The sequence below is a fragment of the Stenomitos rutilans genome (genome assembly GCF_059505485.1).
Genome location: NZ_JCACKR010000126.1, coordinates 1 through 20,778, shown reverse-complemented (window position 1 = coordinate 20,778; position 20,778 = coordinate 1). Strand labels below are relative to the sequence as shown.

At 50.7% G+C, this 20,778-nt stretch carries 24 protein-coding genes; 10 read left to right on the top strand and 14 right to left on the bottom strand.

What is annotated here, in order from left to right; all coding sequences use genetic code 11:
• Window positions 1-310: 310 nt before the first annotated feature.
• The 4 genes from AC5JLP_RS26935 to AC5JLP_RS26920 all read right to left on the bottom strand — a co-directional run bounded on the left by AC5JLP_RS26935 (window position 311) and on the right by AC5JLP_RS26920 (window position 2,358).
• The gene (locus tag AC5JLP_RS26935; RefSeq protein ID WP_496070926.1) at window positions 311-766 is read right to left on the bottom strand and encodes an EVE domain-containing protein; all 456 of its coding nucleotides are present in this window, start codon (window positions 764-766) and stop codon (window positions 311-313) included.
• Window positions 763-996, bottom strand: coding sequence for a hypothetical protein (locus AC5JLP_RS26930; protein ID WP_496070925.1), 234 nt, complete (start codon window positions 994-996; stop codon window positions 763-765). Before AC5JLP_RS26930 ends, AC5JLP_RS26935 begins: the two co-directional genes overlap by 4 nt.
• A gap of 61 nt (window positions 997-1,057) precedes the next feature.
• A complete protein-coding gene (locus AC5JLP_RS26925; protein ID WP_496070924.1) occupies window positions 1,058-1,270 on the bottom strand; it encodes a hypothetical protein in 213 nt (70 codons plus the stop codon).
• A 62-nt stretch (window positions 1,271-1,332) separates the two neighbouring features.
• Window positions 1,333-2,358 (bottom strand): ABC transporter permease, encoded by a 1,026-nt coding sequence (locus AC5JLP_RS26920; protein WP_496070923.1) that lies wholly within the window; start codon window positions 2,356-2,358, stop codon window positions 1,333-1,335.
• A 205-nt stretch (window positions 2,359-2,563) separates the two neighbouring features.
• Between AC5JLP_RS26920 and AC5JLP_RS26915 the strand changes: the two genes are divergently transcribed.
• Window positions 2,564-3,955, top strand: coding sequence for a cytochrome P450 (locus tag AC5JLP_RS26915; protein WP_496070922.1), 1,392 nt, complete (start codon window positions 2,564-2,566; stop codon window positions 3,953-3,955).
• A gap of 39 nt (window positions 3,956-3,994) precedes the next feature.
• On the opposite strand, the gene AC5JLP_RS26910 is transcribed toward AC5JLP_RS26915, so the two are convergent.
• Complete coding sequence (locus tag AC5JLP_RS26910; protein WP_496070921.1) at window positions 3,995-4,573, bottom strand: pentapeptide repeat-containing protein; 579 nt, start codon at window positions 4,571-4,573, stop codon at window positions 3,995-3,997.
• Between AC5JLP_RS26910 and AC5JLP_RS26905 the strand changes: the two genes are divergently transcribed.
• Window positions 4,572-4,733 carry a hypothetical protein gene (locus AC5JLP_RS26905; protein WP_496070920.1) on the top strand — a complete coding sequence of 54 codons (162 nt, stop codon included), beginning with the start codon at window positions 4,572-4,574 and terminating at the stop codon, window positions 4,731-4,733. The genes AC5JLP_RS26910 and AC5JLP_RS26905 overlap by 2 nt on opposite strands.
• 490 nt (window positions 4,734-5,223) lie before the next feature.
• Here AC5JLP_RS26905 and AC5JLP_RS26900 read toward each other — a convergent pair whose 3' ends face one another.
• On the bottom strand, window positions 5,224-6,648 hold the full coding sequence (locus AC5JLP_RS26900) for an NADP-dependent isocitrate dehydrogenase (RefSeq protein WP_496070919.1): 1,425 nt from the start codon (window positions 6,646-6,648) through the stop codon (window positions 5,224-5,226).
• 96 nt (window positions 6,649-6,744) lie between these two features.
• Between AC5JLP_RS26900 and AC5JLP_RS26895 the strand changes: the two genes are divergently transcribed.
• The 4 genes from AC5JLP_RS26895 (at window position 6,745) to AC5JLP_RS26880 (ending at window position 9,508) form a co-directional block, all read left to right on the top strand.
• Window positions 6,745-6,870 carry a hypothetical protein gene (locus AC5JLP_RS26895; RefSeq protein ID WP_496070918.1) on the top strand — a complete coding sequence of 42 codons (126 nt, stop codon included), beginning with the start codon at window positions 6,745-6,747 and terminating at the stop codon, window positions 6,868-6,870.
• 514 nt (window positions 6,871-7,384) lie between these two features.
• The gene (locus AC5JLP_RS26890) at window positions 7,385-8,062 is read left to right on the top strand and encodes a response regulator transcription factor (protein WP_496070917.1); all 678 of its coding nucleotides are present in this window, start codon (window positions 7,385-7,387) and stop codon (window positions 8,060-8,062) included.
• Between the two features lie 83 nt (window positions 8,063-8,145).
• Complete coding sequence (rfaE2, locus tag AC5JLP_RS26885; protein ID WP_496070916.1) at window positions 8,146-8,649, top strand: D-glycero-beta-D-manno-heptose 1-phosphate adenylyltransferase; 504 nt, start codon at window positions 8,146-8,148, stop codon at window positions 8,647-8,649.
• A 73-nt stretch (window positions 8,650-8,722) separates the two neighbouring features.
• Window positions 8,723-9,508, top strand: a complete 786-nt coding sequence (locus tag AC5JLP_RS26880; RefSeq protein WP_496070915.1) for a GUN4 N-terminal ARM-like repeat domain-containing protein — start codon at window positions 8,723-8,725, stop codon at window positions 9,506-9,508.
• A gap of 201 nt (window positions 9,509-9,709) precedes the next feature.
• Here AC5JLP_RS26880 and AC5JLP_RS26875 read toward each other — a convergent pair whose 3' ends face one another.
• The 3 genes from AC5JLP_RS26875 to AC5JLP_RS26865 all read right to left on the bottom strand — a co-directional run bounded on the left by AC5JLP_RS26875 (window position 9,710) and on the right by AC5JLP_RS26865 (window position 12,115).
• Window positions 9,710-11,089, bottom strand: coding sequence for a UDP-N-acetylmuramoyl-tripeptide--D-alanyl-D-alanine ligase (locus AC5JLP_RS26875; RefSeq protein WP_496070914.1), 1,380 nt, complete (start codon window positions 11,087-11,089; stop codon window positions 9,710-9,712).
• 137 nt (window positions 11,090-11,226) lie between these two features.
• The gene (locus AC5JLP_RS26870; RefSeq protein ID WP_496070913.1) at window positions 11,227-11,892 is read right to left on the bottom strand and encodes a DedA family protein; all 666 of its coding nucleotides are present in this window, start codon (window positions 11,890-11,892) and stop codon (window positions 11,227-11,229) included.
• 28 nt (window positions 11,893-11,920) lie between these two features.
• Complete coding sequence (locus tag AC5JLP_RS26865) at window positions 11,921-12,115, bottom strand: hypothetical protein (protein WP_496070912.1); 195 nt, start codon at window positions 12,113-12,115, stop codon at window positions 11,921-11,923.
• 232 nt (window positions 12,116-12,347) lie between these two features.
• On the opposite strand from AC5JLP_RS26865, the gene AC5JLP_RS26860 reads away from it, so the two are divergent.
• Window positions 12,348-12,734, top strand: a complete 387-nt coding sequence (locus tag AC5JLP_RS26860) for an STAS domain-containing protein (RefSeq protein WP_496070911.1) — start codon at window positions 12,348-12,350, stop codon at window positions 12,732-12,734.
• Between the two features lie 38 nt (window positions 12,735-12,772).
• Here the strand turns inward: AC5JLP_RS26860 and AC5JLP_RS26855 are convergent, their stop codons facing one another.
• The 5 genes from AC5JLP_RS26855 to AC5JLP_RS26835 all read right to left on the bottom strand — a co-directional run bounded on the left by AC5JLP_RS26855 (window position 12,773) and on the right by AC5JLP_RS26835 (window position 17,751).
• Complete coding sequence (locus tag AC5JLP_RS26855; RefSeq protein ID WP_496070910.1) at window positions 12,773-14,308, bottom strand: DASH family cryptochrome; 1,536 nt, start codon at window positions 14,306-14,308, stop codon at window positions 12,773-12,775.
• Between the two features lie 167 nt (window positions 14,309-14,475).
• Window positions 14,476-14,745 (bottom strand): GlsB/YeaQ/YmgE family stress response membrane protein, encoded by a 270-nt coding sequence (locus AC5JLP_RS26850; protein WP_496070909.1) that lies wholly within the window; start codon window positions 14,743-14,745, stop codon window positions 14,476-14,478.
• Window positions 14,746-15,226: 481 nt separating this feature from the next.
• Window positions 15,227-16,885, bottom strand: coding sequence for an ABC transporter substrate-binding protein (locus AC5JLP_RS26845; protein ID WP_496070908.1), 1,659 nt, complete (start codon window positions 16,883-16,885; stop codon window positions 15,227-15,229).
• Window positions 16,886-16,898: 13 nt separating this feature from the next.
• Window positions 16,899-17,183: a DUF2470 domain-containing protein gene (locus tag AC5JLP_RS26840; protein ID WP_496070907.1), complete on the bottom strand. Its 285-nt coding sequence runs from the start codon at window positions 17,181-17,183 to the stop codon at window positions 16,899-16,901.
• Between the two features lie 142 nt (window positions 17,184-17,325).
• Complete coding sequence (locus AC5JLP_RS26835; RefSeq protein WP_496070906.1) at window positions 17,326-17,751, bottom strand: hypothetical protein; 426 nt, start codon at window positions 17,749-17,751, stop codon at window positions 17,326-17,328.
• Window positions 17,752-18,286: 535 nt separating this feature from the next.
• Here AC5JLP_RS26835 and AC5JLP_RS26830 point away from each other — a divergent pair.
• The 3 genes from AC5JLP_RS26830 to AC5JLP_RS26820 are packed head-to-tail and all read left to right on the top strand — an operon-like array spanning window position 18,287 to window position 20,643.
• The gene (locus AC5JLP_RS26830) at window positions 18,287-19,585 is read left to right on the top strand and encodes a valine--pyruvate transaminase (RefSeq protein WP_496070905.1); all 1,299 of its coding nucleotides are present in this window, start codon (window positions 18,287-18,289) and stop codon (window positions 19,583-19,585) included.
• Window positions 19,582-20,271 (top strand): ribosome maturation factor RimM, encoded by a 690-nt coding sequence (rimM, locus tag AC5JLP_RS26825; protein ID WP_496070904.1) that lies wholly within the window; start codon window positions 19,582-19,584, stop codon window positions 20,269-20,271. Before AC5JLP_RS26830 ends, rimM begins: the two co-directional genes overlap by 4 nt.
• 42 nt (window positions 20,272-20,313) lie before the next feature.
• Window positions 20,314-20,643, top strand: coding sequence for a barstar family protein (locus tag AC5JLP_RS26820; protein ID WP_496070903.1), 330 nt, complete (start codon window positions 20,314-20,316; stop codon window positions 20,641-20,643).
• Window positions 20,644-20,778 lie beyond the last annotated feature (135 nt).

Here is a 20,778-nt window from a genome sequence, read left to right as displayed (position 1 = left end):
GGCAGACAGCTAGAAACTTGCTTCAATAATCCTGATAGTTCCGTTGCGATCGCATGATGATTGTCCGGTGCTTACCAGGTGAATGTAACGCTGGTCTAGGCTGTCTGGCCTTTTTTTACGTTTTCTCACGTAGAATGCTCGGATTTGTTGCGGTGGAAGGTTTGAGGCGCGATCACCTTTAACGATCAGGTGTTGTGGCTGTTTCGGCTTGGATAGAGTGAGCTGTGTGACGCTCGTTTGACCGCAGAGACGCAGAGAGCACAGAGGAGGTTCTTGGCGTGTTCGAGGTGATGGTTTGATGTTTTGCCGTCTAACCCTTTGCCTGCTCCAAGATTTTTTGTGCCACCGCTTCTGGTACAGGCATCACTGAGAGACGATTGCCTTGGCGCACCACCCAGAGATCATCGGAGCTGAAGGTTTCGCGGAGCGTCTCTAGCGTGATGATCTCCGGGAAGGTTTCGACAAATTCAACGGCGACGGTTTGCCAGCGCGGTGATTCCCTGGTTGCTTTGGGGTCGTAGTAGTTGCTGTTGGCATCAAACTGGGTAGGGTCGTCAAGATTGGTTTCGGCTACCTTCATTAGCCCAGCAATACCAGGTGGCGTGGTGTTGGAGTGATAGAAAAACACCAGTTCACCGAGTGTCATTGATCGCAAAAAGTTTCGCGCCTGATAATTGCGCACGCCATCCCAAACAGTGGTGCGATCGCGCTTCAGGTCTTCAATACCATACACATCCGGCTCCGATTTCATTAACCAATATTTCATGCCGGGTCTCTTTGTACGACTTCTTTTTGCGTGATCAATGTTTCCACGACACGTACCAGGCGATCAACCGTTTCTGCTTGCTGCCTGGACGTTTTTGCCTGCTTATTAACGGTTTTCGCTTGCTGTTTCGTTGCTTTGGAAAGCTCTTTCACGCTCTCCTTGACTGTTTGGGATAGCTCCTGAACCGACTCCGACTGCTTCTGCACCATCTCAAATTGCTGCTGGATCATCTCATACCAATTTGAATTGAAAATGCGACACATCCTGTAGGGGCAAAGCATTGCCTTGCCCCTACCCACCGATTGATCTATAGCCGTCATTCTTTAAATCGGTATCAGACTGCTGCTGCACGACAGCCTTAATTTCAGTCAAATCGGCTCTAAACTCCAGCGTGCTTTGCTTCATACTGAGCCGAAACTCGGTGATGCCTTCCGTCAGTTTGCCAACCTGATCAATCAGCACATCCATTTTGGGGCTAAGGTTGCCGTTAGAAGCATGGGTCATAGCGTCATTGTCGCTGATATTCGTCAGTGGAGGGATTCTAGCACACGGCTGATCCTGCCACGTTAGTAGCGAATCCGGGGATCGATGTAAGCGTTGAGAATGTCAATGAGGATGCTGACCAACGCGACGATCGCCGCGAAAAAGACGACAATGCCCTGCACGGTTGGATAATCCCGCTGCGAGATGGCACGATACAGGCGATTTGCCAATCCAGGCCACGAGAACGTCACCTCGGTCAAAATGGCACCCCCCAAAAGTGCGGCAAACGTGAGACCAAGAATCGTGATGACCGGAATCATGGCGTTCTTGAGTGCATGAGCAACCAGAATCCGTCGTTCGGGAATGCCTCTCGCTCTTGCCGCCTCTACATAATCTGACTTTAAGGTTTGCTTGAGGTTAACCCGCACAATGCGTTCAAAAATGCCGCTAATGAGAATGCCCAGCGTCAAACAGGGTAGCGACAGATAATACAGCGCCATGACAAACTGGGTCAGGTTGCCTGCCAGAAGACTATCGATCGTGTACAGCCCAGTCAACCCTTCTGGCGCAGGAATGGTGACGGGAAAGCGCGTCCCTAACGGAAACCAGCCCAACTGAACTGAGAAGATGAGCTGGAGCAGCATGCCCAACCAGAACAACGGAATCGAATACGTAAGAATACCAAATAGCCTGCCGCCCACATCAAATGGGGAGTTGGGACGAGAGGCCGAAAGAATCCCCACGCCGATGCCCACAACGAGGGCGATCGCCATGCTAAACACGGCCAGTTCCATCGTTGCCGGAAAAAACTTGAGAATAATCTCCCACACTGATTGCCCCTGACTCACCAGTGATTGACCCAGATCCAAATGCAGCAGCTTCCACAAGTAGTCAACATACTGCTCAAGCAGTGGTTTGCCTAAGCCCAGTTGGTTTCGCAGTTCGTCTTTGGCTGCCTGTGGCGCACGTGGCCCCAGTAGCGCATCAACCGGATCACCAGGGGTCGACCGCAACAGCAGAAACACCGCTGTTGTAATTACCCACAGCATTAAGGGGGCGAGGAGCAAACGAGCCAGGATGTAGTACCGGAGGGAGCTAGAGCGAGACATGGAAGTAGGGAGTAGTGAGTGGGGCTAAAGGCGTTAGTTCGCTTTTCTACATTAGTTTGCTTTTCTACAAAGAAATAAACGTTTGGTTCAAGGTAGCGTCATGCTTTGCTATACAACCATCCTATGGGTTGTTGCTACAGTGCTGACAGCACTCAGAATGGTATGTTCATTCAAACTCTTATCGTCAACCCTATCTTGTCGCGCTATGGATACTACAAGCCACTTGCTGAACCCACTCAAAGCCCCTGGATGGCTGCAACAATTACAGTGGGTTGGTGATCCGGTTGGGTATATGGAAGCGGCGGCCCGACAGCATCCCGACCTTTTTACGGCTAAAGTCGTTGGTTTTGGAGGCACGTTAGTCTTTTTAAACGATCCACGAGCCATTCAAGAACTGCTCACCAACGATCGCAAGACGTTCCTTGCGCTGGGTTGCTCTAATCAGATTCTGTCGCCATTGCTGGGTGATTACTCCATCATCATGCTAGATGGTGATCAACACAAACGGCGCAGACAGTTACTGATGCCGCCCTTTCATGGTGAGCGCATGCGTGCCTTTGGGCAACTCATCTGCCAGCTAACGAATGCCGCGTTCGATCAGCTTCCGCTTAATCGTCCTTTTTCTGCCCGCACAGTCATGCAAGAAATTTCGCTACAGATTATCTTGCAGGTAGTGTTTGGGCTTACGGAGGGCGATCGCTGCCATCAACTCAAGGACTTGTTAGCCTCTTTGCTGGATTTATTTCGATCACCACTCTCTTCTAGCTTTTTGTTTTTCCCCGTCTTACAAAAAGATCTGGGTGCCTGGAGTCCTTGGGGAAAATTTATTCGTGAGCAGCGGCAGATTGATGCACTGATTTATGACGAGATTGCCGAACGCCGCACGAAGGACGATCGCGATCGGATTGATATTCTCTCGATGCTCATGGCGGCACGGGATGAAGCAGGACAGCCGATGACCGACCAGGAACTGCGCGATGAACTCATGACCTTGCTCTTTGCAGGGCACGAAACTACCGCTACAGCCATGTCCTGGGCGCTGTACTGGGTACATCACTTACCTGCTGTGCGCGAAAAACTGCTTCAAGAATTAGCTACCCTTGGACAAAAGCCTGACCCGATGGATGTCTTCCGCTTACCCTACCTCACGGCTATTTGCAACGAAACCCTGCGGATTTATCCCGTCGCCATGCTGGTGTTTCCTAGAATTGTACAAACGCCCGTAACCTTGCTTAATCATCCGCTCCCCCCAAAAACAGCCGTTGTTGGCTGCATCTATCTCCTGCATCACCGAGAAGATCTCTACCCAAACCCAAAGCAATTTCGCCCAGAGCGCTTCCTCGAACGCCAATTCACCCCTTATGAATTTATGGCCTTTGGGGGTGGTGCCCGTCGTTGCATTGGTGAGGCACTCGCCATGTTTGAGATGAAGCTTGTTCTCGCAACCATCCTTTCTCGGTATCAGCTTGCTCTTGCCAACAATCAGCCAGAATATCCCCGACGACGAGGGGTAACGTTGGCTCCTGCTCATGGGGTCAAGATGGTGCTGACAGGGGCGCGATCGCAGCAGGTGGTTCCGCTCGTAGAAGCAACTTGATGGCGCGATCGAGTTGCATTTTCCCTTCTGATCCAGACATTACGGTGTGGGGGAACCCTGTGGCGTGATTAGACCAGGTGTGACTTTACCACCTGTCTTAAATTCTCGCCCATCAGGCATTCTGGCTCCATCAAGCTTTGCATCTGTCAGCGTTGCGCCTCCCATTCTGGCTCGCAGCAGATTTGCTTTTTGTAGGTTGGTGCCAACTAGCGTTGCTCCACGAAGGTTGGCTCCTTCCAGGTTGGCATTGCTCAAATCAGCGCCGCTCAAATCAGCGCCTGTCAAATCGGCCCCGTAGAGGTTGGCCTTGCCCAGCTTCGCACCCTTTAGATCGGCTCCGTTGAGCTTAACCAGTGCCAGGTTTGCTTTTTCCAAATTAGCGTTGGTTAGTAGTGCATACCCCAAATCAGAGCCTTGAAACGCCGTTTCAACCAGATTTGCACCGCTCAAATTAGCTCCCTGGAGGTCATAGCTGTATAAACTGGCTCCAGCAAGATCACAACCCGCACACGCTCGATCATCAATCAACTTCTTCAGATTATCGGGACTTGCGGCAGTGGCAACGGTTGCTAGCGTTAGTGCTAGAGTGCTCAGAATGGCTGGAAGAGTCAGTTTCATGGCAGAGGAGCAGTTTGAAGTGGTGAGGCAAGCGGCGATCGCTTATCCAATGGCCCATCAGCATGAATGGCAAAACAGACGATCGCTATCTCCAGTAAACCGCGATCGGGCTGCATTCATCCGCCTGGTTGTCAAAGTTTGCTCTGCAAGCTGTTTGTAAGGTCAGGGAGCTGAGCCAATCGCTACTTTAGAGAGCTGTAGCTTAATCTTGAAGAATTGGTATTAGACTGCTCTTGACTTGCGATCATCTTGCCGGACACAAAACACCTGAGTTTGTGCTCTGGTTATGTGAGCATGGCATCTTACCCCTTTACACGTCAGGGCTAGAGCATCCTGACGTTTTTCTGAACCCCATCTCTCCGAAACAGCTATAGAGCCATCCTTGTTTTAGTGATTGTGAATTTGGTTCACGTTTACAGAAGGACGGCGGCAACCGTCCTTTTCTTCACTTCTGGTGTTAGAGATTATCAGCTTTGACCCAGCGAATAGTACCAATACTTTTTACTGTGGACGTAGAGACCCTAATGAAAACGTGTCCTTCATTCAGGGGTAAGTTAGTGCCTCTATAATCAGAGCCACTAACTTTAGGACGTGTAGTGATACTTACAAGCCACCTTCCTCCCTGACTTCTCGCTCCTCACACTCAACCTCTAAAAGTGTCGAATGATCGCCTCGGCAAACTCCGAGCACTTCAACGGTGGCTCGACGGGTGGCTCCATCATCCGGGCAAGATCGTAGGTGACTTCGCGGTTAGCGATCGCCGCACTAATCCCCTTCGTAATCAAGTCCGCCGCTTCTTGCCAGCCCATATATTCCAGCATCATGACCCCCGACAGAATGAGGGAACCGGGGTTTACGCGATCGAGTCCGGCGTGTTTGGGTGCGGTACCGTGAGTCGCTTCAAAAACGGCGCATTCGTCGCCAATGTTAGCGCCTGGCCCCATACCCAACCCCCCGACGATCGCGGCGGCGGCATCAGAGAGGTAGTCACCATTCAGGTTCATCGTCGCCAAAATGGAATATTCATCCGGTCGTGTCTGAATCTGCTGAAAGATACTGTCAGCGATGCGATCGTTCACCATCACCTTCTCTTTCCACTGTCCACTGCCGTGCGAGTCCCAAATGGTTTCCAGCACTTCTTTCACTTCCGCACAGATTTTTTCTTTTTTGTCAGCCGTCAGTGCATCGTAGCCGGGGTCGATCTGGCGAGCGTTATCTTCAAGGGAAAGGTCTGGCTTGCGTTCTTTGTTGCCCAAAATCCAGGATTCGCGCTCGGTTACGCATTCATCACGAAATTCAGTCGTTACCAACTCATAGCCCCAATCGCGGAAAGCTCCTTCGGTATACTTCATGATGTTGCCCTTGTGCACCAGCGTGACCATCTGCTTGGCTTTTGGCAGACGTAGCGCATGCTTCATCGCACGACGGACTAGGCGTTGAGAACCTTTCTTGCTAATGGGCTTAATGCCAATGCCTGCATCCAGGGGGATCTGCTTCTTGCCGTGTTCAGGCGTAGAGGGGATGAGGTCTTCGTTGAGGAACTTGATGAGCCGATCAGCCATTTCGCTGCCCTGTTTCCACTCAATGCCGAGATAAATGTCTTCTGTGTTTTCCCGATAGATAATGACATCCAGCTTTTCGGGTGTGCGATGGGGCGAGGGCGTACCCGCGTAGTATTTGCAGGGGCGTACGCAGGCATAGAGGTCAAAAATTTGGCGAAGAGCCACATTGAGCGATCGAATCCCACCGCCGATCGGGGTGGTTAATGGCCCTTTGATTGCCACACCGTACTCTTTAATCGCGGCTAGCGAATCCTCAGGCAAATACTGATAGGTGCCATAAACATCACAAGCCTCATCGCCTACGAAAATTTTGAACCAGCTAATTTGGCGTTTGCCGCCATAAGCTTTTTCTACAGCTGCATCAAAAACTCTCTGGGAGGCGGGCCAGAGGTCAATACCCGTGCCGTCGCCACGAATATAAGGAATGATGGGGGTATCTGGAACACTGGGTTCACCGTTTTGGAAGGTAATTTTGGCTCCCGTAGTGGGGGGAGAAATTTTGTCATAGGTCATGTACAGTCACTCCTATACGTGTGTTGCGGCACTGCATCACCTTCCGGTAATCAACAAACTAACGCGGTACGAGCAGCACCACTCAGCTAATTCATTGTGGTTAGAATAGCCCAATGGCTGAACATGTTTGTAGTGCATCTGACTACCTGTGCGATCGCGGTGATCACGCCGAATTGCTGTGAACGGATGCAGCAACCGGACACCTTCACTCGCAGCGGCTAGTGAGTCTCAAAGTTGTATCCAAAGACTCTCTAAAAAGGATATTGTGAGAAGAAGGGATCACCTTGAATGACAGGGCGATCGAGCACTTGGGACTCAAGTTATTAACAAACGGATAGCACCCACAAATTTTGCTTGTAAATTTTATTGCAATATTGGTTTGTTCAAAAAACTCCGGGAACTCTAAGATAGAAACGAAAGAATAGCTGAACTTTGATCAGCCAATCGGCGTGATTAGACTCGCTTGTACGCCAAAATACATCAACGGTGTCATGACTGTATGGCAGTTCGTCTCCTTAGATGGGCAAACTACTATACAAAACCGTTGTCCGTCGCATTGTCACAGAAAAGTAGACAACCCACCTTAAAGCACCGATTTCCAAGGCTTAACAATGCTTTCAACTGCGTGCCTCTACAATGCTTACCTGAACGATCTATTTCGACGAAACAATGTCTGTCTAGATAGGCCCAGAGCGTTTCTTTTGATGTATCCTGTACTACTGCCATAGGAAACTAGATGAAGAAAGTTCTAGTGGTTGATGATGACGCAACACTTCGGATGGCACTAACACGCTATTTGGAGAAGCGAGGCTACCTGACACAAGATGTAGCGTCAGGCATGGAAGCGCTTCAGCTATTTGAGCAAGACCCTCCAGATTTGGTGGTCTCAGATGTCATGATGCCTGAGATGGATGGGTTTGAATTTTGCCGTCGCCTTCGATCGATTCGCTTAGGGCAGCTTGTACCCTTCATTTTTCTTTCTAGCAAAGGAGAAGTAGAAGATCGGGTGCAGGGGCACTCCATTGGCGCAGATGACTATTTGATTAAACCGTTTGAACCCAGAGAACTGCTGGCAAAAATCGAATCACAGCTGGAGCGATCGCGCCGTATCCATAGCGAAATTGTGTTGCTGATGCAGCGTGAGAGCAGCGGTATAGCGGTAAATGGGCAGGTAGCAACACCACCAAGCCCCCTACCGCTTACCCCTGCCGAAGAAAAGGTGTTTTGGGAGGTGATCCAGGGATTTACCAACAAGCAAATTGGCGATCGCCTGTTTGTCAGCCCTCGCACCGTGCAGACGCATTTAAGCAACATTCTGAGCAAATTACAGTTAGAGAACCGATCGCAGCTCGTTCGCTTTGCCTTTGAGCGGGGGTACAAGCTGCCCATAGAGAGCGTGTCTGGAGACGACTAAATCGCTGTAAGCTAAATACAGAGGGCTAAAGGATAAGGGCTAAACGTTTTTATTCTTCAGCCTTCAGCCTTTAGCCTTTCCCTATGCCTTCTAGCTCCTATACACTCAAGGTACTGCAAGCGTCGATCGCGGCTGACCCACAGCGCTGGCGACCGTTAGTGTTTACAAATGGCTGTTTCGACCTTCTTCATGCAGGGCATGTGCGTTATTTACAGGTTGCGAAAAGCCTCGGTAGAACCCTAGTCGTTGGCGTTAACAGCGATCGCTCGGTGCAGGCTATCAAGCCACAAGCGATCGGCCTGCCGCCTCGACCCATTGTGCCTGAACAGCAGCGGGCAGAGGTACTCGCCGCACTTAGGGCTGTGGATGGGGTCGTGATTTTTGCTGAAACAACGGCCAGTGAATTGATTATGGCCCTTCAACCAGATATCTATGCCAAGGGTGGCGATTACAAGATCGAAACGCTTCCAGAAGCGGCGATCGTGCAGTCCTATGGTGGTCGCGTCGAGTTGATTCAAATCGAAGTGCCCAGCTCTACCTCTGCGATCGTGAACCGTATTCTAACGACCGGCCAAGCGAAGCTTTAAGCGAGTAAGCTTTAAAGACGTGCTTCAGACCTGCTAACGTTAGTATCTAGTGCTTTGTGGACTGGATGGAAGGATGGCTGATTCTACTGGCAATCTTATCGCTGCGCCGTTAAGTGATGATGCAGAGGCAATCGAGTCTCTCTACCTCAAATTGAAAGCGACCCCTGCCAAAAATCAGGTTCAGGCCATTCAAACCCTGGCTACCGCCGATGAAGCAGGACTGGCAGCTCTGATGCGGTTTCTGGTTGACTACCAGTTGTCTGCGGTTTCCACCTCTGAAAATGCCAGCGCTCCAATGGCGGAGAATACGCTGTCCCTGGCGATCGTGGGCACGGCATATCAAGCCTTATATCGCGCAGACTCCCCTGCCACGACGGCATTTCTGCAGACTCAGTTTCCTCAAGGCGTTGTACCGTTGCACTCGGATGCAGGCGTTGATTATGCCCCCTTGCAAAAGCTGCTAGCTGAACAAAAATTTCAATCGGCAGATCAGCTCACCTTACAAAAAATGTGTGAAGCTGTTGGTACGGCTGCTGTGCAACGTAAGTGGCTGTATTTCACAGAGGTCGATCAATTTCCGGCAACCGATTTATATACGTTGAATGCATTGTGGCTAGCACACTCTGAGGGTAAGTTTGGCTTTTCTGTCCAGCGCGAGCTTTGGCTCAGCGTAGGCAAAAACTGGGATCAGCTTTGGTCAAAGATTGGCTGGCGCACAGGTAATGCGTGGACTCGCTATCCGCAAGAATTCACCTGGGATTTAACCGCACCGAAGGGCCACTTGCCGCTATCAAACCAACTCCGTGGAGTCCGAGTCATTGCTTCGTTGCTGGCTCATCCCGCTTGGTCGAAAAGGTGAATTAGTTGTTAGAAGGGTTTATCGTCAGCCGTTAGGAATGAGCCTTAAATGCTATCAAGACCTGACCTTAGAGGTACAGACAGCGCCAAGAATTTTCTCCGCGTCCTCTGTGTCTCTGCGGTCAAGCACCACACGACTTAAAGCCACACCCTTCAGTCGTCAAAACTAGACTTAAATCCTGCCACGACTTTAAGCAACAGGCTAAGACTGATGATCGCGAAACTGCTGTACCACCTGATCAAGTCCAACTGCACGTGAGGCTTTGAAGAGGAGACGATCGCCCGGTTGCACCAGCATTAACAGCCGATCAACGACCGCTTCATGGCTAGAAAAGCATTCTGACGCTAAAGGTGTTGCGCCTGCTGCCATTGCCTTCGCTTCGGCAGGTTCAGCCAGAATGAGCACGCGATCAAGGTGTAGCTCTCTCGCAGCCACTCCAACACGATGGTGGAATTCAGGTGATCGATCTCCTAGCTCTTTCATCGTACCCAGTACAGCAATACGACGTGCTCCGGAGGTCTGGGCGAGCAACTGAAGGGCTGCCAGCATGGATTCCAATCCTGCGTTATAGGTTTCATCCAGCAGCACAACATCGTTAGGCAACTCGTAGCGTTTAGCGCGACCACTGGGTAAATCAATGCTAATGCCCTGCTCCAATGGCGACCAGTCGAGGCCAAGTGCTTTTGCCACAGCGAGAGTTGCCAGATAGTTGAGAGCATTGTGCCGACCACTCAACGGCAGCGGAAATTTCCATGCGTCAACGACCACAGTTTCCAGGTCAAGCACCTGTCCGTGCAGGTCGCCGCCTTCGAGGCCATAAGTAATAGTTTTGCCCTGCCAGACGGTAGCAGCCGTTTCTAACAACAGAGAAAGATCCTGATTGAGAATCGCGGTGCTGGTAGAAGGCATGGTGGCTAAAAGCTCACACTTCGCCTGAGCGATCGCCAATTCAGAGCCTAAGCGTCCGATATGCGCCGTCCCAACGTTTGTAATCACCCCAATATCAGGACAGGCGAGCTGGGTTAGCAGGGCAATCTCGCCCCGCGCGCGCATTCCCATCTCGATTACCGCAAAGTCATGTTCTGAACCTAATTCCAGCAGCGTTTTGGGCACACCAATTTCGTTATTGTAATTAGCCTGCGTTTTGAGCACCGTCCCGTGAAGCGAAAGTACGGCGGCAATAAGTTCTTTGGTCGTGGTTTTGCCAACCGACCCTGTAATCGCGATGATGGGAATGGTGAACTGACTTCGCCACCATTGCCCGATCGCTTGGTACGCCTGCAACGTATCGGCAACGGGCAGGAGGGGAATTTGTAGCCCTTGTCTGGTGGCATCTTGGGCATTAGAGAGGAAGCGCTCGTCTACAATGGCGGCAATCGCCCCCTTTGCGGCAGCTTGCGAGACAAACGCATGACCATCAAAGGTTTCGCCTCGCAGAGCTAAAAAGACTTCGCCTGCCTGAAGGGCGCGAGTGTCTGTCGTTAACCCAGCTGCGATCGATTCCAGCGTTGTAGCTGTTTGGTTCAGCGGTGTAACCTTCAGAACTGCGCTTAGTTGAGCGATCGTTGCACGAAAAGACATGCCAAAAGTGTTGTAGAGAGCCTAGCTGTCATTGAACGGCTAAGCGTAGCCACTTGGCAAGCCTGAGAACCATTGATTTCATTAATCGCAGGCATCAACACCCGCTCCCTCGTCCGCTAACGTATGCACGTGCATGACTACAAACCGCTAGCAGGCTGATCATCTGGCTGCACGTCATCCTTCACAAGCTCCTTCACTTTGCGTGACTCAAGCCAGAGAGGAACTACAATCCAGGCGATCGCAATGAATAGCATCACGAAAGCAAATTGCCCCGCCCACGCAACCATTTTCTCTAACGGTACAAACTGCCCGGCAAAGTACGACAGCGTCACCACGACCGAAGCCCAGGTAAACGCACCCAACGTGTTGTAAACGGTAAACTGCAAGTAAGGCATTTGTACAATGCCAGCTAACGGACTCGCAAACGTGCGCAAAAGGGCAATAAAGCGACCCAGAAAAACAGTTTTAGCAGCGTTTTCACTAAACTGGCGCTTTAGCCCATCTAACCGCTCTTCGCCAACGCGAAAAATGCGCCCCACCTTTAGCAAGAGGGGCCAACCACCGCGTCTGCCGATCCAGTAGCCGACATTGCCCCCGATCACCGCGCCCAGGGCAGCATCGACCAGCACGTACCAATAGTTCAACTGGTCATTACCAGCCAAAAACCCACCAGCCAGAGTCACAGTTTCTCCGGGAATGGGCAACCCTAAACTTTCTAGAAAGATTCCTAAAAAGACTGCCCAATAGCCGTACTGCTGTGCGATTGCTTCAATCTTCTCTACCGAGACAAAATCCAGTGACATGCAATGCGGCTGTAAACGTCATTCTATATCAATCTTGACGCGCTTTCTGGAAATCTGTCAATGACGGTGTTTTAACCCTAAAGAGCCTTAAAGCCCGCTGACTCTGCACACTTGTCTTAAAGCCAAGTATGGCAGCATACCCCATTTGCTGCCCAAACTCAAAAATTGATGAAAGATCGGCTTCAATGACCAAGCTGATGAAGACTTTATGAAGTGATGTCATCTAGACAGGCAGGATAAGCTTAGTTTTCTATATTGAGCAAATAACAGAGGTAAGTAAATAAGCTTAGGCAGAGGCCGCTTTGAGAGACGTTTTCTCAAACTTACCTAAAACGGTTCTGGGCTTAGCAATAAATGATGAGCCGCCAGATGCTTTATTGCCTTTAATCGTTGAAAAGCAGCGCTAAAGGTCTAACTACGTTTTTAATCACTCTACATTGCCAGGTTGTACAGCTATGACACCGGATCATGAGACGCTTGTCCATCAGAAAAAGGTTGTTCGACTTCAGCCGCCGCACCGTCTAGATTTAATGGGAGGTGTTGGTCTCCAGCGACAGATTGCTGCGATCGAACCTGAGCAAGGTAGCTTATGGCTGATTGATATGGCTCATGTGGAGTTTATTGATAGTGCTGGACGGTTAGCGTTAGTCAAAACGCTGAGTTTGGCACAGGCAAATCATTGCCGCCTCCTGATTTGCAACCTTCCTGCGTCGATCAGGATCATCTTTGAGCTAACTCAACTGGATCAGGTTTTTGAGCTGGTTGACAGCAGCACCGCTCTAGCTGGTGTTGGTCTGTCGTTTTCTGAACCGCCACAAACCGCAGCACCGATCGCGGCGTAAAGGAGCTGCATGGCATAGGGGCGATCGTGTTCGTCCAGCTACTTTGCCTTAAGGGCCGCATTGTAGACAGTCTCATTAGCGGCTGCGGATTTAAGCAAGTCCACAATGGGGTTGGGGTAGTCCACACCCATCCTGATGCCAAAGCGCTGCTGCTCTACGGGAAGAAGCTTCCAGGGTTCATGAACCTTGCTGGCGGGAATTTGACTCAGTGCTGGCAGCCAGTGTTTTACATAGCGACCTTCAGGATCGTAGTCTTTCGACTGCTTGAGGATGTTAAAAAACCGGAAGCCACGAGCATCGCTGCCCACGCCAGCGGTGTAGTTCCAGTTGCCCCAATTGCTGCACACGTCATAGTCGAGCAGTAGAGACTCAAACCACTCTGCGCCCATGCGCCAGTCAATGCCTAAATTTTTGGTGAGAAAGCTAGCAACATTCTGCCGTCCCCGATTGGACATAAAGCCTGTGACGGCAAGTTCTTGCATGTTGGCATCGACCAACGGAAAGCCTGTAGTGCCTTCCCGCCAGCGATCGAAACGCTGCCAGTCTTCTTTCCAGGCGATATCAATACCCTGTAAACCCGATCGACGGAAGATGCGATCGCCGTGCTTGGCACAGATGAAGCGAAAATAGTCTCGCCACAACAACTCAAAAATCAGCCAGTACGTTGAGTCGTTCCGCACCCGCTCTGCTTCATACTGCTGCACCTGCTCGTAGAGGTAGCGCGGCGAGAGACATCCTAACGACAGCCAGGGTGAAAATTTAGAGGAGTAGTCGGCTCCTAACATCCCGTTGCGCGTTTCTTTGTAGGTTTTCAGGCGATCGTGCTGCCAAAAGTAGCGGTTCACCCTGGCGAGTCCACTGGTTTCGCCACCTTGAAACACGAAGGCGGCTCGAGCGTCGAGCACAGGCAGTTCTAACTCCAGATCTGCCAGCGTGGGCATTTTCCCCGCTTCGATCTCTGGCAACTGAGGAAGCTGCGTGGGCGATCCAAAAGTTGGATTGACCGTAGATTGTTGCTCTACCTGCTTGCGAAAGTGGGTAAATAGCTCTGGTAGCTGGCTCAACTCAAACGGAAGGTTGTCAGGGTGAAAGAGGGTCTGTCCCCAAAAGGAAGCGTACTCCACGCCCATCAGCTCCAACGCGTGATGCAGCGCTGTTTCAACTTTAGTTTCCTCAGAAGTGACCTCACGGTAATGGTAGACCGCTGTAATTCCAAGTTGCTGCACCAGGTTGGGAATAATCACTTCTGGTAGGCCCTGCTGCATGACGAGATCGCTGTTAATCGCCCGGAGCGATCGACGCAAATCAGCAAGACTCTCTAGCAAAAACTGGGCGCGAAAAGCCCCCGTTTTAGGAAAACCAAAGGATGTCTGCCCAAACTGCCGTGGATCGAAACAATAGAAGGGCAAAAGTTGTGACCCTTCCGTTCGTGCTTGCTCTACTGCCCGGTTCAACGGTTCGTGGTCATGCAGTCTCAGATCATTACGATACCAAATCAGAATCTTTGCTTCAGACATAGATGCGATCGCGGTGCTGTAGACAGGGGATACCAAATTAAATTGAAAACGCGACACATTCTGTAGGAGCAAGGCATTGCCTTACCCCTGTTTAAGGAGGTAAAAGACAAAAGTACAAAAAAGCCTCTACGTAAGCAGAGGCCATGTTCCATCATAAAGGCTTCATTTGCAGTGTACTGCTGCTACCGATTTAACAACAGCCACCGATTATGTGCCTGAGAGTCCTAGTAGGCGCGGCTGGAGAACTGGTAGTACAAGAAGATTGCAATGATTGCGCCAAGAACAGCCACGATAATACCGGGAATGCTGAGGCTAGCACCCGCCAGCGATAACGTACCTGTGGTCAAAAGACTTACCACTGCGCCACCAATAAATGCACCAACGATACCCAAAACCATCGTGGACAGAATGCCACCACCTTGAGCGCCAGGATAGATCGCCTTTGCAATCGCGCCCGCAATCAAACCTAAAACGATCCAAGCAATAATGTTCATTTTTAGCTCCTATAGCTTGATGAATGTGAACGTAACCAATGCGCTTAACTGATCGGCCGACAGCTTACCCTCGACGCTAAAATGACTTGCCTGTAAACGCTCCTTGCAGAGGCTACCCAACGTCTGAAACTAACGAGCGAGTTATACCTAGCTGTGTCGAACCGCAAACCTTAAACTGTAATTTTTCAGAAAAACGGCTAGCCCTATGAAAAGCTCATATAAGATGCGAAAGGCCTATGGATTACCCACTTGACTGACGCTATAGCCGTATCCTAACAATACTCAGTCCGCTAGCTCCAACCGAACTACCGGGAGTAAGATACGACTGTCTAGCGAAAGGAAGAGCCTTTGAGCCGCTATCTACGCCTGCCTGTAGAGAAGGCTTCGACAGCGAAAGGTACGATCGGAAAGATTGGCGCTATTAGGCAACCTCGATCGCAGCTGCATTAATACTCCTGGCTGTAAATTCTGGTTAAAGGCACTACCTCTTCTTGATGATTGCATCAAAAGGTTCTGAACCAAGAGGACTGGGTGTCCAACCATCGATTGTCTTTCGTTTTGCCAGCAACGGTTGAGAATGAACGATCGGCAGACGTAGCACTTCACGATGCAAAACTGCATCGACTTGAGCATACAGTTTGGCTCTAGCAGCTTGATCGCTGGTTTTCCTTGCTTGATCGAGTCGCTGAAAGAGTTGATCGTTTTTCCAATTACCCAAGTCAGCCGTACTATTGGCTCCAAAGTGGTAATAGAGAAAGTTGTCAGGATCGCCATAATCGCCAGTCCAACCCAACATAAACGATTGGTAGCCAGGGGATTTGAGCCGATCAGCCTGATATGCCGCCCAATCTTTCGTTTGCAGCGACACTCGAATACCGATCGCGCTGAGGTCGGCTGCAAATGCCTCTGCAATTGGCTTTGGCGTTGGATAATAGGGGCGAGGTGGGGGATACCACAGATCGAGGTTAAACCCGTTGGGGTAGCCAGCTTCTGCTAGTAGCTGCCTGGCTTTGGTAGGATCAAAAGGATAAGCAACCAACGTTGAGTCTTGCGACCAGGCAAGAGTAGGAGGCGTAAAGTGGGCATCACTTTGCCCTAAGTCACCCCAAAATGCTTTGACGATCGCGGGGCGATTAAGGGCGTAGGCGATCGCTTGCCGCACCCGCACATTAGATAAGGGCTTGTAACCAGGATTGAGTGCCAAAAAGCCAACATTGAAGGATGGACGAAGAACGGTATCCAGATCTGGATCGCTTTCCACCTCTTTCTTCTGGTCTGGAGCAAGGTCTACTGTAAAATCGATTTGCCCCGCTCGTAGTTGTGCCAGCCGTGCTGCTGGATCGGTAATGAACCGAATCACGACCTGATTGACTTTCGGAAACCCAGCGCGCCAGTAAGTGGAATTTTTCTCTAGAACAATGCGATCGCCCGTTCGCCATTCCTTGAACACAAATGGACCTGTCCCCACAGCGAGGGTACTTGGGGTGCCGTAGCGTGCGCCTGCTTTTTTGATCGCTGTTGGGCTGGCAATGCCGAAGAAACCGGAGGCGATCGCATTTGGAAAGCCCGCGAATGGTTGCTTGAGCTTAAATTGCACCGTTGTCGGATCAATTACCGTGACGCTTTGTAGTAGCGAATTTGGGCTACCCTTAAAGCCGCCAAATAAGGCTCCCCAGATTTCGTAGAGCTTACCTGCGTCGCGATAGCCCTGCGGATGCTGAGGGTCCCACCAGCGCTCAACGTTGAACTTTACGGCGTCGGCATCAAAGGCTGTTCCATCGTGGAATTTGATGCCCGCTCGCAGCTTAAACGTCCAGGTTGTACCATCAGCAACCGACCACGCTGTAGCAAGAGATGGCTCTAGATCTGTGGTGCCGGGTTTGAAGGTGATGAGGCGATCGTAGAGTTGGTCTTGCACAATGATGGAATTGCCATCGGTGATGTTGCCTGGTTCAAGATTGACTGGTTGCCCAACCGAGCCATAAACCAGCGCACTCGATGGGGCTGAAGGAGAGGTGCCGCCAGACGTTGATGAAGTTTCCTGGTTGCCGCCTGTGCAGTTTGTCAGCGCGATCGCGCTGACAAACGCAGCGACTAACCACAACGTCCGCCAGCGACGCAATACCATCCATTGCCGCATGTTATTCGTCCTTTTATTTTCCTGCTTGCCGCGCTTGCTTCACCATGTCAATGAGCGTGTGATGAGCATCCTCTGCATCTTGTAAAACGTGATCAAACCCAATGCGGATTGAGGTTGGCGTGCCGTTTAACTGAGTGAGTAAGTCCATACCATTGGCGTCGATCGCGACCATTTCTGCGGCGGTTGCGGCAGTGGCTTCACCAAAGACTTTGGCATAGAGCAAAACTGCTTCTGCATGGTCTTCGTTCATGTGACGACAGATGCGATCGCTAATTTGGGGTGAAAACGATTCAGACATAGTGCGTTGCTTTTGTTTCTACAATTGAGAGCTCAAGGCTAAACATAACGTTCCTGCGACTAAATGACAGGCCACCTAACCAGGCATGTAAGCAATTATCCTAAAAACTGATGTTAAGAACATCTGTCCATTACTTTAAGAATCAGCTTTTTCTACGGATAAAATACTCTGATGTATTTTCAGTCGGGGTGCGATACAGAAAGAGTTCATTGCCACTGGGCAGGCTGTAAATGCGATACACCGCTTCAACAACGGTTAATTGACGCTCACGTGGAATGTTTCGGTTTTCAGGGAAATAACCTCCCCGTCTGACAACGATATAGTTATCAAGAATGGTTGCAGCATCGTCCACGATCGTTTGAAAGGTGGCCCCAGCGAAGTTGGGATCGGTTTGCAAGTCCGCCAGTTTACCGCCAGAAAGTGTGGTAGAACGTGTAGACAGTTCTCTCACTTGATTAAGTAACAGCACGCCACTTCGAGTCTTCGTTTGCGCAACAGTCTGTTGATTGAGGATAACAATCAGGACTACCGCGATCGCACTGCTCGCAAACCAACGAAATCGCATCATTAGATCGGTTCTCCTTACACGCATGCATTCGTTCACAGATTCATTGCCTCACTGTAAACTGATTTCAACTAAATAGGACTTATGCAGAGCGCAGAGAGAGGGACACTGCAAGCGAACGAAAACTCGCTACAGTCAAGGTATGAAAGACTCTGTGATCTCGGCTAGATTACTGTCCATCTTTGCTCGTGAGCCAAGTCAACTCTACCTTGACCAACTTCGCCGACCACAGTGAGCGGTGTTTCTGTGACCAGAGCAATCGGTACCTAGGAGGAGAGACAATCACCTCTCGTTTGGTGTGGGAGAACGTCGCCAGTCAGGTTGTTCAGAGTGCAAGCGGCTGCCGATGTTTGACGATACGGTGCTCGACAAGCAGCACTCCTTGGCGATTGAGTTGGTGCGACGGCAATCTAGTGGCAATGCTCATGGGTCATCAAAGGGATTGGAGTCGTGACTGCCTGTCCCGATCAATCTGACACGCCGTACATGCAATTCGGTAGGATATAAAATTAACGCTTATGTACCTCACATACACCTTATGAAGCCTGCCCTTACGCAACTTGGCAACGATATGTCTCGCCTCACGGGAGTGCGGGCGATCATGAAAGATATCGTGGAAACACTGCGATCGGGCGCAGGCAAAGAATTTATCAATCTGAGCGCGGGCAATCCGCTGATTTTGCCTGAGGTCGAACAACTTTGGCGGGACTGTACTGCTGGCCTGCTTGCAAGCACTGAATATGGCGAAGTTGTTTGTCGTTACGGTGCCAGCCAGGGATATCAACCGCTGATTGATGCAGTGGTCGATGATTTCAATCACCGCTACGGGTTGCACCTCACCGAGCGTAATGTGCTCATCACACCCGGAAGTCAAAGCCTTTATTTCTACGCCGCTAACGCCTTTGGTGGCTATGCCGTTGACGGCACACTGAAAAAAATTGTCTTACCGCTCAGCCCTGACTATACAGGATATGGGGGGGTTACACTCACACCAGAATCGCTGTTTGCCTATAAGCCTGCGCTAGACATTGATGCTGCTGCACATCGCTTCAAATATCGACCCGATTTTGGTCAGCTTGAACTTGGCGACGATACAGGCTGTGTACTGTTTTCCCGTCCCTGCAACCCAACGGGCAATGTGCTCACCGATGATGAGGTGCAGAAAATTGCCGCACTGGCAGCTCCCTACAATGTGCCAGTGCTGATCGATTCTGCCTACGCACCACCGTTTCCAGCGCTCAACTTTACTGAAATGACCCCGCTCTTTGGCGAAAACATTCTGCACTGCATGAGCCTTTCAAAAGCTGGCTTGCCTGGGGAACGCATTGGTATTGCGATCGGCGACGAACAACTCATCCAAGTGCTGGAGTGTTTCCAAACCAACATGTGCATCCATTCTCCCCGCTATGGGCAAGCGATCGCCGCCCGCGCTATCCGTTCTGGTGCGCTGGCAGACATTGCCGCCAACGTGATTCGTCCCTTCTACCAGGCCAAAGTTCGCATTGTTGAAGCCACGCTCGACCAGGCCATGCCAGATGTCTCCTGGTTCCTCCATCGCGGTGAGGGGGCCATTTTCACCTGGCTGTGGCTCAAAGACTTGCCCATGACTGATTGGGAGTTTTACCAGGAATTGAAACAAGTTGGCGTGATTGCAGTGCCCGGTAGCTCGTTCTTCCCTGGCTTGCGCGGCGAGTGGGAACACACCCGTCAATGCCTTCGCATCAGCCTCACAGGGAATGACCAGGAGCTTGAAACCGCGATGAAACGGCTAGCCACCGTCGTCGAGCGTGTGTATCAGCAGTCGGCAAGTCAACAGCAACCAGTGGTGGCAATGTGAGCGATCGCACGTCTGAAAACAAAGAACCCGTCGCACCAGACAGCACTAGGCAAAAAGCAAAAGCTCGCAAGCAAAAGGCAGAAAGCAAGCGGCAAAAAGCAGACGATAAAAAGTCCACACCCCACACCCCACGCTTCACACCCCACACCCCGCACTACCTTCCTATCGGTAAAATCGTCGCGGCTCAAGGCATGAAGGGTGAAGTGCGTGTGTATCCAGAATCAGACTTCCCAGAACGCTTTTTAGATCCAGGAACACGCTGGCTGGTGCGATCGTCCGCCTCATCCCCAGAACCCATTGAGCTAGTGCGTGGACGCTATCTGGATGGCAAAGGGCTGTACGTCGTGCAATTTGCTGGCGTGACCGATCGCACCCAAGCTGAAGCATTGCGAGACTGCTACCTGCTTGTGCCAGAACGCGATCGCCCCCCCTTAGAAGAGGGCGAATTTCATGTGCTGGATTTGATTGGGCTACCAGTCTTTGATCAGGCAACGCAAGCACTGGTTGGTACCGTAAGCAGCATCATCCAGGCGGGCAACGATATCTTAGAAGTACAGCGTGCCGCACAAGTTACAGACAAGAACGCGCCAACGGTGTTAATTCCCTTTGTGAAACCGATCGTGCCTGTCGTTGATTTACAGCAGCGCCGTATCGAAATCACCCCGCCACCAGGATTAATTGAATAATCACGAGAAAAATTCAATGCAGTGTTATGAAGGTGCTGTTAGATGAAGCTGATTCGTATCGATACAAACAGCATCAGAGATTGGCAATCTTTTCACCAAGTATTCAAGAAAACATTTGGGTTCCCAGACTACTACGGAGCAAATGGAAATGCCTGGATTGACTGTATGACATATGTTGATGATGCAGATCTCGGCATGTCACATATCACAGTCGAGAAAGGAGAAATACTCATCCTTGAAGTTCCCGATTCAGAGAAATTTAGAGAAAATTGTCCTGACATCTTTGAGGATTTGACTGCTAACACAGCGTTCGTAAACTGGCGGCGAGTTGAACTTGGCGACCAACCAGTGCTTGCCTTATTGCTTTGCTGATAGCCGTTGCTAGTTAATGGTCAAAGTACCTGAACAGGACTTACGCAAATTCTCTAAAACTAGCCCCCCAGCCCCCAAATTTGGGCAGGGTGGTTTCATACAAGGAAATGAAAAACTTGATGCAGTTGATTCGCC